This window comes from Lactobacillus sp. WILCCON 0149 (assembly GCF_057197965.1).
Map to the genome: position 1 here is coordinate 1 of NZ_JBUBHO010000007.1, position 15,106 is coordinate 15,106.

At 42.9% G+C, this 15,106-nt stretch carries 9 protein-coding genes and 2 pseudogenes; 3 read left to right on the top strand and 8 right to left on the bottom strand.

Going from position 1 to position 15,106, the window contains the following annotated elements:
- The 5 genes and pseudogenes from ACYVUV_RS11765 to ACYVUV_RS11785 form a co-directional block, all read right to left on the bottom strand.
- Positions 1-160, bottom strand: a pseudogene (locus ACYVUV_RS11765) (RNA-guided endonuclease TnpB family protein); the annotation flags it as partial.
- Positions 161-225: 65 nt separating this feature from the next.
- The gene (locus ACYVUV_RS11770) at positions 226-870 is read right to left on the bottom strand and encodes an IS607 family transposase (protein ID WP_484499482.1); all 645 of its coding nucleotides are present in this window, start codon (positions 868-870) and stop codon (positions 226-228) included.
- 32 nt (positions 871-902) lie between these two features.
- Positions 903-1,907: a helix-turn-helix domain-containing protein gene (locus ACYVUV_RS11775; RefSeq protein WP_484499483.1), complete on the bottom strand. Its 1,005-nt coding sequence runs from the start codon at positions 1,905-1,907 to the stop codon at positions 903-905.
- 388 nt (positions 1,908-2,295) lie between these two features.
- Complete coding sequence (locus ACYVUV_RS11780; protein WP_484499484.1) at positions 2,296-2,604, bottom strand: helix-turn-helix domain-containing protein; 309 nt, start codon at positions 2,602-2,604, stop codon at positions 2,296-2,298.
- 2,042 nt (positions 2,605-4,646) lie between these two features.
- Complete coding sequence (locus ACYVUV_RS11785) at positions 4,647-5,069, bottom strand: hypothetical protein (RefSeq protein ID WP_484499485.1); 423 nt, start codon at positions 5,067-5,069, stop codon at positions 4,647-4,649.
- Between the two features lie 893 nt (positions 5,070-5,962).
- On the opposite strand from ACYVUV_RS11785, the gene ACYVUV_RS11790 reads away from it, so the two are divergent.
- Both ACYVUV_RS11790 and apf read left to right on the top strand, forming a co-directional pair.
- Positions 5,963-6,640, top strand: coding sequence for a hypothetical protein (locus ACYVUV_RS11790; RefSeq protein ID WP_484499486.1), 678 nt, complete (start codon positions 5,963-5,965; stop codon positions 6,638-6,640).
- A 108-nt stretch (positions 6,641-6,748) separates the two neighbouring features.
- The gene (apf, locus tag ACYVUV_RS11795; RefSeq protein WP_484499487.1) at positions 6,749-7,636 is read left to right on the top strand and encodes an aggregation-promoting factor; all 888 of its coding nucleotides are present in this window, start codon (positions 6,749-6,751) and stop codon (positions 7,634-7,636) included.
- Positions 7,637-7,952: 316 nt separating this feature from the next.
- Here apf and ACYVUV_RS11800 read toward each other — a convergent pair whose 3' ends face one another.
- The 3 genes from ACYVUV_RS11800 to ACYVUV_RS11810 form a co-directional block, all read right to left on the bottom strand.
- A complete protein-coding gene (locus ACYVUV_RS11800) occupies positions 7,953-11,852 on the bottom strand; it encodes a VaFE repeat-containing surface-anchored protein (RefSeq protein ID WP_484499488.1) in 3,900 nt (1,299 codons plus the stop codon).
- A gap of 247 nt (positions 11,853-12,099) precedes the next feature.
- A complete protein-coding gene (locus ACYVUV_RS11805) occupies positions 12,100-13,857 on the bottom strand; it encodes a CAP domain-containing protein (RefSeq protein ID WP_484499489.1) in 1,758 nt (585 codons plus the stop codon).
- Between the two features lie 417 nt (positions 13,858-14,274).
- Positions 14,275-14,475, bottom strand: coding sequence for a hypothetical protein (locus tag ACYVUV_RS11810; protein WP_484499490.1), 201 nt, complete (start codon positions 14,473-14,475; stop codon positions 14,275-14,277).
- Positions 14,476-14,828: 353 nt separating this feature from the next.
- Here ACYVUV_RS11810 and ACYVUV_RS11815 point away from each other — a divergent pair.
- Positions 14,829-15,106 (top strand): annotated as a pseudogene (locus ACYVUV_RS11815) (hypothetical protein); the annotation flags it as partial.

Genomic DNA, 15,106 nt, shown 5'->3' on the forward strand with positions numbered 1-15,106 from the left:
TTTCCAGCTTTCCTTTTGTGCCTTTAACCGGTTTGTCCCACTTGCGAACTTGGTTGCGCAGAGTCTGCCAGTTATTAACCGCAAGCATCGACTTGATACCGCAGTAGCGGTTCAAAAAGAAATGCCGGCACCTGCCGTATCTTTCAAAGAAGTCGGACATTCTGGCAAATTCTTCATCGCTTAACTTTTTGGAGTAGACTCTAACTGTCTTGGGCTGAGTCTTTGTCACTGTCTGCTTGATTGAAGAGCTTTTGGCTTTCTTGGATGACTCTTGCATTCTGACGCATTCTGACGCGACCTCTTTCCATACAGCTTAGCTGAGAAAACAGTGATTATAGATAAAACATCTTCTACAAGTTCTGAATTAGGATCAACGTTGTCTGTCTGATTGATGACAACCAGCTCTACATCGTTTGCTTGACAGATTGTCTCAATCATTTCAAAGCCAAAACGGACAAGCCGGTCTTGGTAATTTACCACGACTCGTTCGCACTGCTTCTTGCAGATCATGTTGATCAGCTCTGTCAGGCCCTTTTTCTTATAGTTGAGACCTGATCCAACGTCTTGAATGATCTTAAACTGATAGCCATTGACTTCGCAATATCTGGACACCACGTCCTTCTGCCTTTGGAGATCTTCTTTTTGATGACCAGAAGAAACCCGGCAATAGCCGATGGTCAGTAGCTTCTTAGGCTTAGATGCCTTCACATTTCCTTGCAGAACCTCATCTAGCATTTCTTTAGTGTAGCGACGTTGATTGGAGGCAGTTCTAAGCGGCGTAATCAATCCCTCAGCTTCCCAATTGCGGAGAGTTGACTTGGCAACATTAAGATACTCAGCTGCTTTTGATATGGACATGTATTCGCTCATCGTTTTTTCCTTCCAATCTTTCGATATAGATATTATATCAAGAATTGGTAAGAAACGTTGCTATTTAGCATCGGATGAAATGAATAATTTTTAGCAGTCACACCCTTTCCTAAGATCTGGTCGCCTTGGCCTTCATCAAGAAAGATTGGATCGTAGTCAATGTTCATTGGCCAGAGAATCAGCTTGCCTTTATCGTATGAGATCCGCCGTAATACTATCTGCTTTTGCTTTTTGCCTTCCAAAAATACGGCTGCAATGTCACCGCTTTTGATTTCTGCACGAAGCAGGACGACAGCACTTGTTCCTTTAGGCATTTTAGGCTTCATTGCATCATCTTTACAGCAAACTGCTATCAATTTGCCAGCAGGGAGTTTGCCGTTAAAGAAGTGCGCAGAACGGAAGCCTTGGATATTTTCTTTTGCATCGATCCGGTCACTGTTTATGACATTGCCGATAATAGGAATGTTGTCAACAAAGCCTTTTATGATAAGGCCTTTCTTGTTACTGCCAGCCGCATCCCCAGACGTTCTTTTTTCCATCAAAGCAGACTTAGGGACATGGAAGTATTCAGCCATCTGTTCTATCCGGTTAACACGAGGATAAGATTTAGCCTGAAGCCATGTAGCAATCGTGGTGTAGCTAATGCCTAAGTCTTGGCTCATTTTCTGTCTGCTGATACCTTGACGATCTAGGTAGTACTGTATGTTTTCTGCCATGATAGAATAGCTGTCTGAGTCATTGTAGCTTTCAGCAGAGGCAACGATGATGTTATCCGTAGAGCCACCTTGATACAGCGCCTTGTATCTTGGATCGAGATCGCTCTTGCTAACGTGTAAGGCTTCCGCAATTTTTTCTAGTCTGTTTTCTGGCGGCATTGAAGTGGCATGGATGTATCCAGATAGTGTTGTTGCGGGGATACCTGTAATTTCAGACAGCTCTTTAGGAGAGATTTTTTGAAGCTTCATCAAGGAAAAAATGTTTGAAGCAACAGTATCACGAGCTTTTTGTTGCAATGATGTAGTTTTGGGTCTTGGCATGTACTTATCCTCCGTTAATTAATCCTGGCTAATCATAGCTGAGCTGATATGTACGTCGTCCGGCTACCACTGCCAGTAGTAAGCAATAGCTGACATCAGCATTCATCATCGTCATCGTCATCGATAGTTAATCCTCGGAATGCCTCATCTTGCTTGCAATCTGTGAATTTTTCATCCCAATTAGGATCACTGAATGGGTTTGAGCTTTCAGGAACAAAAACAATAGCGCCGTCTTGGCCCTTATATGCGCTGTATTCCTCACAGTCCTCAGCATCAGCAACAATACCTTGCGAGATCGTAATCAACTTGGAATTGCCAAGCTGGCTTACTTTGGCTGCATTCTTGCTAGCTAACTTATCCTTGCTGTCTAGACAATCCTTAGCCAGCTCTATGATGGTTTCTTTATCTGCATCTGAGATCTTATCTTAACCCCGTTATAGGTCGCAGCGCTTCTGATTGCTGATTCTAAGCTCATGGAACAGTTCTTGAACTCTGCATCCCTGCCCAGCAGGTAATCTGATGATGAGTTGAAATAGTCTGCAAACTTGTTCAGTACCTTTAGGCTAGGCTCACGCCTGTCATTCTCGTACAAGCCAATTGCGCTAGCTGTAACACCGATAATGTCGGCTAGTTCAGCTTGTGTCAGGTCAGATTGCTCACGCAGGAATCTTATTCTAGAGCCAACGGTATCTGTCATCGCTTTTCCTTTCCTGTAATCTGCATTCCAGCGATCTATTCCTTTATCGACTAGGCTTCCATGCTCGCTAGTTAGGCGACAAGCAGGGAGGCCTTTTTGATTTCTCATAACTACATTATGGCACACGCAACAGCTGGATTCAGAATTGCAATTTCAACTCCTGCAAATAGCGATAAGAGCAGACAAAAGAAATGTTGAACGGCTGAACGGGGTGCTGTCTAACACAAGCCAGGCAGGGGAATGCAAAGCTGAAAATGTCAAGGGTCAAAAAGTAGTAGGTATTTCTGCTTTTTTTGACCCATATTTTCCTGCCTATAGGCCCATAACATCTTTTCTGACTATGGCCAAACACATCACGTGTCTTGTAGTACTTCCAGTATCGATCTAGGGATGCTGAAAAGCAATTGAAGAAGAATCCGTTTTTACTTGTCAAGCAGCAAAAAGCGTTAGCATTTTGCTACCATTTTTCGCCCATTAGCAGCCTATTCGATCTCGAACAAATCCAAGCTGAACCTTAGTTGCATACTAGATAATAAAGGCATGAGCTTGACAGCCAGAAGGCCATGTTGCAGGCAGTGATCGGCCCCTCCTGTACCGTAAAACACCGGAGGACCAGAGCAGCAAACTGAATCTCGCTAAAATCTAACCACTAGTCAAGCGGGCCAAGCCATAGAGCATCCTCGTTAAGGACACAAAATAGAAAAAATAAACTCATTTCGTGTCTTGCATCTGATTGCCAAGTAGTAGTAATAGGTTTTGCTAGTATTAGCAAGAGGGCTGGTTCTAAGCTCCAATCAGATAATGCTAAGTAAAGGTTAGAGTAAGACGGACTCGTGAAAGAATTACAATCGCCATTAGCTAATGGATTGATTTCAAGCAATGGCACAATCATAAGCCAAATCATCGTCCTTCCGGTAGACGTCTCTTGACGATAGTAATTCGATCAGCCATCTTGATAGATAGAAATAATAGGGCGCACGCACTAGAGTCAGACACGCTAAAAGGCTATTGGCGGCCAGGACCTAGGAGATCGTCGTAAGGGGACACAAAATAGAGAAAATAAACTAGTTTTGTGTCTTGCATTTGACTACTAGTAATAGCATAGATACTTTTGTCGGCAGATAAGAGAAGCAGTTAAAAAGCTAGTAAAGTAATAGGGAGGAATAGGAATAGTAACTGCTGGACTTTAGGCTTGAACAACATAGGGGATGAGTACGCTAATATCCTGTAGACAGTAGAGCAGACAATTCTGAGTAACTGCTAAGGGAGGTAGCATTACTTATTAGCAAGTAGGGGATAGGCCAGCAAGATGAATGAGTTGGGAAGATGAATCTAGGGCAACAAATCTATAGATGGTAGTAGTCAATCATTGTGACTATATGGTTAGCTAGAGATTGGCACTACCATAATGTGCCATTGGTGTAGAAAGAAGGTTTAGAAGATTGAGATGGTCTAAGGAAGCTGAAGAGTGTGATTGAGATCTATCACCATGTGTTGGTGTTAGTTTTTGCTTAGTAGCAAAAACAGCAAGGGGATGCCTGCTGCTTCTCTATCTTATTCCATGGATCTGACTAAGAAATAGCCTTGTAGCTACAGTCACTCTTTATGATTTAGAAAGAGATGGCAGGTTGTTTGCTGATAATGTGTAGCTACATGTAGCCACATATATTGTTAGTGTAGCCACCTAATCTCTGTGTAGCTACAAAAGCAGAAGTGTAGCCACTTCACTTTTAAAAAAACATATGTTTGCTCCACAATTCCCAATTTCCTTTTCCAGTGTTGGGCTTCTGTCCATGCCTTATTACATGCAGTTCCATGCCTTTGTTTAGCTCTGTGTAGCTAGCTGCCTAGCATGTCATGCCTCAATGTCATGCCTATTATGCTGGGATGCTGTGCCCATGCTTTATCAGCATGCAATCATACTTTGTTGGTTGGCTTGGTCATGCCTTATCTATGCCTACATGTCATGCCTGATTCATGCCATGACTTAACAGTGGAGAGAGGAGGGGAGGGATGCCTAGTCCCATGCTTGCCTCATGCCTTCACTCTATGCCTAATTCATGCTTGCCAAAACATGCCAAATACATTGACTGAACTATTACTTCAACTGCCTGAACATTGTGAGCAGTGATTGAGATAGTTCCATAGTCTAAAACGTCATCTTCTAGAAAATGATTTTTGATTAACCAATTTCTAAATGGCACAGAAACAGAATAGGCAACTCTGTTTTTTGGAGTCAAGCCATGGCTTTGCAGACTCCGCTTATTTAAGGGAGCGCCTTTCTTAGTCCAAGAATTTAAAATATTTTGACTGAGTTTTCTAGGCTTTTTACAAACCACAGAGTAGAGCATATTCAACTGATTGACAGTGACAAACCCAAGATTGCAGATGACAGTCAATAACTGAATATCACTCTCAGACAACTCTAAAATATTGCTAGATGTTACAGGATACAAATATTGCAAAAAATCACCTCAATGACAGTATGAGAACCATATAAAGTAGCAGTTTGGAGCAATTTTTTATTGGCTCTTAAAAAGTGTTGATATACCAATAATTATACCAACTATCTGAGACTCGTATATCTCGTATATGACAGTTTGCTAGAATAAAATTTTAGCATTTTTTGTTTTAGCCTCAAATGCCCCAAAATGACGCTCAGAAAGGTGTACATGCCCGCTTTGATTAATAAGGTGCAGCTGCGATTGTGAGTCTTCTTAAAGGCTGTTAAGGACATCAGAGAAACATTAAGCGCATATATCATCTATTGGCTGTAGCCACAGTTGTAATTGCCCGTGGCTACACAATGACGGCACTGTAGCTACAAAGCATGAAGAGTGGACACAGTATATCAGCGAGTGTAGCTACGTGTCATTGTGAGCGTGGCTACAATATACACCAGTTGAGGCTACGAGTTCGACTAAATGTAGCCACATTAGGATGAGTAGCGTAGCTACACTATGGCAGATGTGTATCTACATAAGGAATGATTTGTGGCTACAACGCAGAATAACGTGGCTACAATATGCTGATTATGTGGCTACATCGGTAAAAATGTGTCTACACAATTCTTTAACGTGGCTACAGAACACTGATTATGTGGCTACATCAATAATTAAGTGTAGCTACGTCCTATGTGCATCGTAGCCACAAATTGAGGCGCTTGAGCCGTAGCTACAGATAGGCTGATTGCTTCAACTACTGCCGAGCAATAGAAAACACTGCATCAAAAATCAAGGCCGCTGAATAAGTAAGGAATCTTGTTACAATTTCTCATAGTAAAATCTCTGAGTCGCCAGCAGACTTTTTTTGTGCAGCGGGACTTTCAGAACATCTAAAATGATCGTGAGGTAAATTCATGGCAAAATTCTTTTCGAAAATCACTCGGTGGTTGACTACTTACAAATCTTATCGTAGCTACAAAATTGCAACTAAAGTAAATGATGCCTTCCTAATTATCTTTGGAGTGTGTTTAATTTGTTGCTTGTTCCCGATAAATAAAACTGAGCAAGTATTGTTCTCATCGCTAGGGCTTTTCTCGTTGACGATTTTTCTGCTTAGATCTTATTGGGTTGAAGCCAAGAAAAAACAAATGGTGGCTTTCTCTAAAGATGCCAAGAGAAGTTTGGGACTGGTTTCAAAAAGCTTAAACTTATTTGATGGCGCATTAGAAGTTGAAGGAATTCCAACAATCGAGATTTCTATTGTTCCTGAGACGACTTTAGTAGAATCGATATTTCAAATGATGCGTCGGGAAAAAAGTGCAGATGATTTTGAAGATGAGATTCAAGATATTGAGTTATACGTGCAGCGGATGGAAAAATTAAAAAACAGGTATCGTATCTATGCCACGTTGCCTCAAGATGTCGCAGATCGCTTAACAAGCGATGGCTTAAAGCTGTCTCCACTGTCAAAATCGTATTTGAATCGTCCTAGTCGGCTGGCGTACGCCTCGAAAATGCATAGCTTGAACTATGCTTTAGGGAGCTATCCCACTTTCATGGCGTTCTCATTGTCTGGAACCGCAAGAAAATAAACCAAAAATAGTAATATCCATCAAATTGTCTCTTGCCATTAAAATAATGATTGAGTAATCGTTAATGTTTTAAATTCGATGTTTCTAAAAGAAAGGAAAGAAGCGATAATGAATAGAACTCAACTCGGTAATCATAAAAGCTCGATCCTGTTTTCTTCTGGATTGATGGCCGTATTAGCTAGCTCATTTGCAACTGGCACCAGTGCTCATGCTGCAAATGCAGCCAGCAGCTCAGAATCTGTTAAGACTACTAAGGTAGACACTAAGACAGGCAACAAGGATAAGTCTCAAGACGAGTCAACTAGCAAGAACAAGTCTCAAGACACCAGCAAAGAAACTAAGAGCAGTGACAAGGACAAGAAGGATGAAGATTCCGAATCAAAGTCAAAGACTGTTACTGTCAAGTCAGGTGACACCACCTGGTCTATCGCCAAGAAGTACGATACTTCTGTAGATAAGATCGTTCAAGACAATGATCTTGAGAAGAATGGTGAATTGATCTTGGTTGGGCAAAAGCTTGAAGTGCACCCAGGTGACACTACTGTTGAAAAGGATGACTCAAAGTCAAACAATAATAGTACTTCATCACAAACTTCACAGCAATCAGCACAGCAAACTAGCCAAGCCAACACAACTGCTAATACTGCAGCTCAAACGCAATCAAACACGACTAGCTACTCAGCAGCCCAGTCTTCAGCTCCTGCTTCTCAAGCTCCAACTACTAACACTCAAAGCAGCAGTGCTTCATCATCCTACACTTCAAGCGCTACTGGCAGTGAAGCTTCAGCTAAGGAATGGATTGCTCAAAGAGAATCCGGCGGCTCCTACACCGCACAAAACGGTCAATACTATGGTCGTTATCAACTGTCTAGCTCTTACTTAGGCGGTGACTACTCACCGGCTAACCAAGAAAAGGTAGCTGATAGTTACGTTGCAAACCGCTATGGCTCTTGGACCAATGCACAAGCATTCTGGCAGTCACACGGCTGGTACTAATAAGTAATTTTTGCCATACTTGGCTATTGTTTTCCTTTCACGCAAAAAGCGGCAGGCTCATTTTGAGTCTGTCGCTTTTGTTTGTACGCAATTCTAGTACAGAAAAAGGCTTCTGTCCGCAAGCTGACAGAAGCCTTTTACCGCGGTAGTCCCCTCAGGGATACTACAGCTTTTATCGCGGTGGTCCCCTTAGGGATTCCACAGCTCTTCCTAGACTTAATTATAGTCAGTTCTGCTAAAATAAGCAAAAAAATAGCCCTCAGAAATTAGGATGCTAATTTCGAGGGCTATTTCAATTTAGATTCAAACTTGTGATTTAGTCGAGTCCAGTTGATTGGTGTCTGCGAATGAAGTAAACAGCTGAGCCAATCGTTACTACTAAAGTTGCCATACCAGCAAGCTGAGTCAAGGTATCCTTGGAGTTGCCAGTTTGAGGCAGGGTAGTAGTGATCGTGGTCGTAGGACCTGGAGTCGGGGTCTTAATGATGGCAGGCTTATTGTGGTCAACAGTTACAGTCTGTGCGACATCGCTAAGGTCCGCGTGCTTAACCAGTTCTCTGTTATTGTAAGTCAAGTCTTCAAAAGCAACTAAGCTGTGGCCTTGGAGATCCTGTCCCTTAAATTTGAAGGTTACGGTTACATTGCCATTTGCTGCAGGTGCTTTGAAAGTCTTGGATGCAGTAACATACTTGCCGTTGTACATGATAGGCTTGCCAGTGGCTTGGTCAACCAGCTTACCACTTACAGTGTAAGTTTGGCCAGCAACCAGGTCACGGTAGCTTACTACGTCTTCAACTACGTTTTCCTTCTTAGGAACAACCAGTTTCTGAGCGTTTTCGCTCAAAGTGGTGTGCAGTTCTGGAGTAGTTACAATAAGAGTTTGGTCAACGTCATTGATGTTCTTGTGTTCTTTTAACAGCTTGTCGTTGTAGTAAAGGTTTTCGAAGACAACCAATGACTTGCCCTTGTAGTCTCTTGCATCGAATGAAGTGCCGAGGTTTACGTAGCCGCTAGTGCCAGTTGCCTTAAAGGTTCTGCTGAAGGTAAGGGTGTGGCCGTCAACTTCGATTGGCTTGCCAGTTTCCTTGTCAATTACAGTACCTACAACCTTGTAGGTCTTGCCCTTGACCAGGCCAGTGTAGCTAACCTTGTCGTTGATGGTTTCCTTATTAGTTGGCTGAACCTGTTGGGTCTTGGTTTCAGCGTTGCTTGCATTGGTGTGCAGGTCAGGAGTAGTGAAGTGCACGGTTTCGGCAGCATCGTTGATGTCTTGGTGAAGAGTAGTGTAGTGGTCTGGCTTGCTGGTTCTTGCAATCGTTGAGTAGACAACGATGTCCTTGCCAGCAAACTTGGAAGCATTCTTGATGCTCAGCTGCAGGTCAGCTTCGCCGCGAATGCCGTCAGCGTACTGGTCATCTGAACCAGACTTGATTACTTTGCTTGTTTCGATCTTCTTGCCGTCTTCCAGGATTGGCTGACCAGTTGCTTTGTCAACCAGCCATGCGTTGACGGTGTACTCAGTGCTTTCTACCAAGTGGTTGAAGAAGAGGTGCTCGTTGATCGTTACAGGCCCTTCAATAGGCTGCATGGTCTGTGAGCCATCTTCAAAGTTGGTTGCTTGGGAAGTCAGCTCTGGCTGAATGTGGTTGTTCAGTGGACCATTGGCGTCACTGGTAAAGACAAGGGTGTTGCCTTCAACCTTTTGCGTAGCCTGTGAGTTTCTCAAGACTGATTCGTTCAAGTCGATCTTTACCGGGGTGGTGTCGATGATCAAGTTCTTGACCGTTTCAGATTCAACAGCAATGTAGTAGCCCAGAGGCAATTCGCTTGATTCTGCATAGCCGTCCTTGTCAGTGGTTACAGTTTCAACGAGATCGCCCTTTTCCCAGTTGTCTGTTGACTTGTAGATGTTGAACTTGACGCCTGAGACAGTGTGGTCTTCATCGTCCTTCTTGAGGATCTTGACCTTAGCCTTAGGAATGGACACGGTAACTGATTGAGCCTTGTCGTTGATGTCAGAGTGGTCAGCAAGCTTGTGGCCGCCGTAGTAGAGCGTTTCGTAGACAACGAGCTTTGAGCCGGAGAGGGCAGAGGCGTCAAACTTGACGTCACTGTCAACGGTGCCAGTAGAATCGGATGCCGTAAATTCCTTTTCGAAAGTCACGTCCTTGCCGTCTACTTGAACAGCCTTGCCGGTAGTCTTGTCGATCAAAGTCCCTTTGACGGTGTACTTCTTGCCCTTGATCAAGCCGGAGTAGGTGATCTTGTCAGTCAACTTCTGATCCTTGGTAGGAACGAAGGTCTTGTCCTTGTCGGATTGATCATAGGCATTGGTGTGGAGGTTAGGGGAGGTGAATTCAACGGTTTCGTCTTTGTCGTTGATATCCTTGTGGTCAGTTTCTTTGCCGTTGCTTACGCGGGTTACGGTTGAGTAGACCACGGCCTTCTTGCCAGCCAATGCCTTGGCATTAGGAATAGTCAGCTTGATGTCCTTGCTGGAGTTGTAGTTTGAGTCTGCCTTTGGAGCATCAAAGGTTTCTTCAGATTCAACGCCTTTGCCGTCAACTTGGATCTTTTGACCGGTTTCTTGGTCAACCAGCCAGGAGCGTACCTTGTACTTTTGGCCTTCAATCAAGTATTTGAACAAAAGCTTTTCGTTGATGGTTACAGGACCTTCAATAGGCTGACCAGTCTGAGTATTGTCGTCATCGTTGGTTGCCTTGGACAATACTTCAGGCGGCTTATGGTTATTGGTAGGCCCATTAAAGGTAGCAGTGTAAAGAGTAACGTCATTGCCATTGCTGTCCTTTGTGGTTTCCGTCTTGACGGTATTGTCATCGGCAGCATCAAGCGTATCGTCATTCAAGTCCATGTCAACGTGAGTGTCGTCAAGTTCCAGGTTGCCATTGGTCTTGGTTTCAATGGCGATATAGTAGCCTGGAGCAAGCTGACTGGTAGTTGCGTACCCATCTGAACCGGTGGTAATGGTTTCGACCTTTAAGCCGCGTTCATAGTCTTCGTTGGATTTGTAGATGGTGAATTCTACGCCTGGTACAGGCTGACCTTCATCATCCTTCTTGTAAATCCGCGCTCTGACTTTGACTGATTCAGAGGACTCGCCGCCTTGAGGTGGTGCCTCAAGAGAAGTTTGGATATTTGGCTTATCTGAGCCAGTAACTTTGGTATAAGTCTTGGTCTCTTTATATCCACCTTTGACGGTAACCTTTCTGCTAGTATTGCCGCCAGTTTTCAAACCTACAATTGTAGTCCCGGTTTGAGTTCCCGGGGAGTGGTAGAACTTAGGTGCTTGAAGCTGATATACAGGAATAGAAGCTGTTAACGAACCTGCCGCAATAGTATAAGGTGTAGTTTCAACCTTGTTCCCATCTTTATCAGTTGTTGTGGTAGTTTTACCCGCAACTGGCTTACTCGTAGCCTTTAAAGTGATCTTCTTACCAAGTTCCAGTTTGCCAGACGTGGTAATGACTTTTGAACCTTGAGTAGCTTTGGCACCAGATACAGTAACATCAACGCTGCCATCCAAGTTCTTATAGAACTCTTTGCCAGTGATGGTAATGGTCTTTTCACCTTTTTGAGAGTTGGTGTTGCTAGTCTCAATATTTAAAGTGGTTTTCCCATCTCCAGTGTATTGATTTAAATTGTTCATGATGTGGTTGTAAACTTTTCTTACACCGTCATCATTAATCTTTACACCGAATCCAAGGATTTTCCAGATAGCCATTTGCGTACCATATTCAGCACGATTGGCAGCGTAGGTTCCTGTTAACCCAAGGCTTTTTGCACTGTTAACACCATATCCTAAAAACAAGGCTGCTCTAATCCTTGCGCTTTCATAGCCAGTAAGCTTACCTTGTTTGATACTATAATCGGTAGGTGCGTACCAGTATGGATTCAAACAGTAGTATCTGTTCCCATCTGCATCCTTCCAGCCCGTGTGAGATGACCATTGACCGCTACCAACGCCAGGCACATTGCTCCAATAAACAGTTCCCCAGTTGCCCACAGTTCCCAAGCTTCTGGTAATTCCTTTAGCTGTTTGAATCGAACTGGAACCGGAATACTTGTTAATGGCCGCGCTAGACCGCTGGATCGTCGACGAGAAAATCGGCAAGGCGATACTTAAAGCAGAAGCAATTTTCAGACCACGGCGTTGTTTGATATCTTTAAGGCCAGGAGCTTCCGTAATCTTCTTCATGTATCCTCTTCCTTTCTATATTAGATTGATAATATTCTTTGGTGAGAAAATAAGGCCAAGCTCTAGAAATAGAAGCAGAGATATTTCTCACCCGTTTAATAGTATCTTTAAAGCAGAAATTTTAGTTAAACACTATTTTTGATTATTTTTTTGATAGAATAGGGGCTCATTGCGAGTTCTATGAATTCACTATGTCAGTGTGTGCATCAAAAAAGCCAAGCACAAAGCTTGGCTTTAAATTAGAGCATTAATTCCAATATTCTTCAGCTACAACTAAATATAAAGTTCCGTTTACCGTGCAAGTTGCAGATCCAATAGCAACAGAAGTATGCTTGGGATTAATTAAATTTGCATAGTGACCGTAGTTTGCCCAATTATCTTTTTTATATAGTTCTTTTTCAGCACTCCAGCCGCTTTGAATTCTATAAACTGCATCGTCAAAAATTTCATCGGTAGTATATGGGGGGGTACCAGCAGAAATTTTCATACAGAAAAGATTCTCGCTATCGGCATATTTTGTATGCATAGTTACATCAAGATCTCCAGCAGCAACTACTTTTTGTAGAATATCAGCTGCAATTCTGTCGGCCGCTTGACTTTCACTAGTTTTAATCTGTAAAGCAGAACTACCAATTTCTGATCTAAATGTGTTTAAAATATTCAAATCAGATTTTTCAAAAGCTCTTTTTTGAGAATCTGTCCATTCAAATGAGCGTGGTGTATTAACCATATCTGTAGTTCTTTCAACGTCATTGGCATTTATCCAGTAATCAATATTATTTTCATCTTTATATCCATAAAAAACGGTTCCCTTTCTATCGGTACCGACAGAGGTAACCTTGTAAATCCAAGGATAATACTGCTTTAAATTGAATCCATGGTATTCATACAGGCTTGTATTTGCGGCCCGGCGAAGCGTTTGATCATTATTAAGTTTATAGAGGTCAACGTTGTTTTTTGACTTACCTTTAATATTAAAGTTGACAGGAGTGATTGACAAAGTATTTTTTGCCTTGTGAGAATTATCTGGCTTGTCAGTATCTGTAGAAAGAACCCAGTACTCGTTACCATCAGTATCTGTTACGTAGTAGTAAGTGTCGCCGTTAGAGTCAGTGGCTTGATCAGATACGGTGAAGGTTTGTTCTCCATCCAGTGCCGTAGTATCACCTTTACTAGTAAAGGTAGACCCGCTCTTTGAATACATGGTGTACTTGTATTCTTTGCCTCGAGAAGTAGTAACTTCATTGTTAGCTTTTACAGTAAAGGTCTTCTTGGTACTGCTAGAAGAATTGCCCGTTGATGGCTTAGAAGTAGATGAACTGCTGGAGCCGCTTGAAGATGAGCTGTCCTTTGAGGCAGAACTGCTAGATGAAGATCCCTTGCTAGAAGAACTGCCCTTAGATGGAGTTGACGTCTTAGGCTTTGATGAAGAGTTCTTCTTGTAGGTAATCTTGATCGTCTGGTTCTTGCGCTTGTAAGTTACTTTAGCACCACCTACAGATGACCGGCTTGCAGTATAGCCAGATACCTTTGCTACGGTATACTTCTTCCAAGAAGACGTGCTCCACTTGCCGTAGGTCTTCTTCTTGGTCTTGTTGTCAGTTCTGACACTTCTCTTAATGTAGGCGTTCTGAATGACCTTCTTGACACCCTTTGGCTGGTACATCTTGATCGTGCGGGTGATCTTCTTGGTCTGTGTGGAGTAACTGTAGCGAGGCACTACCTTTTTAGCGTAGCTAGTGCGGATATAGCGACCCTTGCCTAAGCTATAGTACTGCTTGCCCTTGATCCACTTGGTGCCGTATGCAGTCACCTTTGCATTTTTCTTATAGGACTTCTTGGTCTTCTTGCCTTTAGAAGTGTAAACGTAGGCTTTCTTAGACACGCGGATCTGATACTTCACAGCTGCTTGAACTTGCGCTTGTGGCGCCGCAGCAGCAAACCCTCCCATGCCAAGCAAGGCGGCGGATGCTGACACGCCAGATGCAATCTTAATGAGCTTCATTTTTCTTTTTCTCCTGTACTGAATAAAATAACTTTTGACTTTTACAATTTGATTCTATCATCTCTCCAATTGCTTGTCAGAATTCCTTTTGGTCTAATAGATGCAAGTGTTGATGAGGAATGGTGGCTTAGTGCATAGGAGATGGGGGAGATACATTACGGCAAATCAGCAATCATCGCAGAAATATCATATAGTCACAATATGATATCTACAATACGTAGTAAAGCCTCCTATCCCGTGGAGTTATCAGATTTCTGAGGTGAAACAGTGAGTTAGAGTAACATAGCTCTTTATACCTTGATTTTTGTTGCTAAAGCACGTAAAATGAAGGCATAGAAAAAGGCAAGACACCGCCAATGCCTAGCCATTCTGATTGAGGTCGGTAACGACCAATCATTTTTTATGATAGGTTATTGATTAGTCGTCCTTGCGACGGCTTTTTTTATGTCCTTTTTTGTGCTTCTTGCGCAAGGTGTGAGTGCTATCAATCAGATCGCAGACATCATCAAGCAAGGAAACGCAATTCTTCAAGAGGCCATCCAGGTCCTTTGAAAAGCCATTAAGCCAGTGCACTGTAAGATACAGTGCAAGCAACAGACAAAGCAAAACGCTTGCCATTACGGCGGCTCCTTTCTGTCAAGATTAAGAAGGAGCCCAGACAAATTGCCCATAGGCATCACCTCTTTCGTGATGTGAAGGTCGTCACCGCTTACTCAATCGCCTAAGATTATAACATATGTTTGCATATAGAGAAAATCTTATTTAACCTAAAGCATTTGGTTGTCTATTTGACGGCTTTTTTGCTGCTTTTCCGCAAACATAGCAGATGTGTGAGTGGTCAAGCAGCTATGAGTCATGTCTTGAATTGTAGGCAAAAATAGCAATAGCTTCTTTTCCCTTAACAGATGATACGATCAATTTGGCTGATTTAGTAATAAACATCATTCAATTAAAGAAGGGAAGGAATCCATATGACTTACAATTGGCACTCGTCTCAAAAGGACGCAGAGATTCTCGATGCCAAGAAGCTTTCTTTTGGCATGGCGGCAGTTCTTGCCTCCAGTACCTTGATCTCCGCAAATAGTGCAAGCGCACATGCAGAAACCACTACTGCGAGTGCATCTACAGAAACCAGCAATGCTGCGAAAGCGAGCACCGTATCAACCAACAGCGGTCTTGTTGTTGGCAAGACTGGTACTTCAAACGTATCGACTGCTGCGGCTGGCACTACTGCTGGTACTCAGTCATC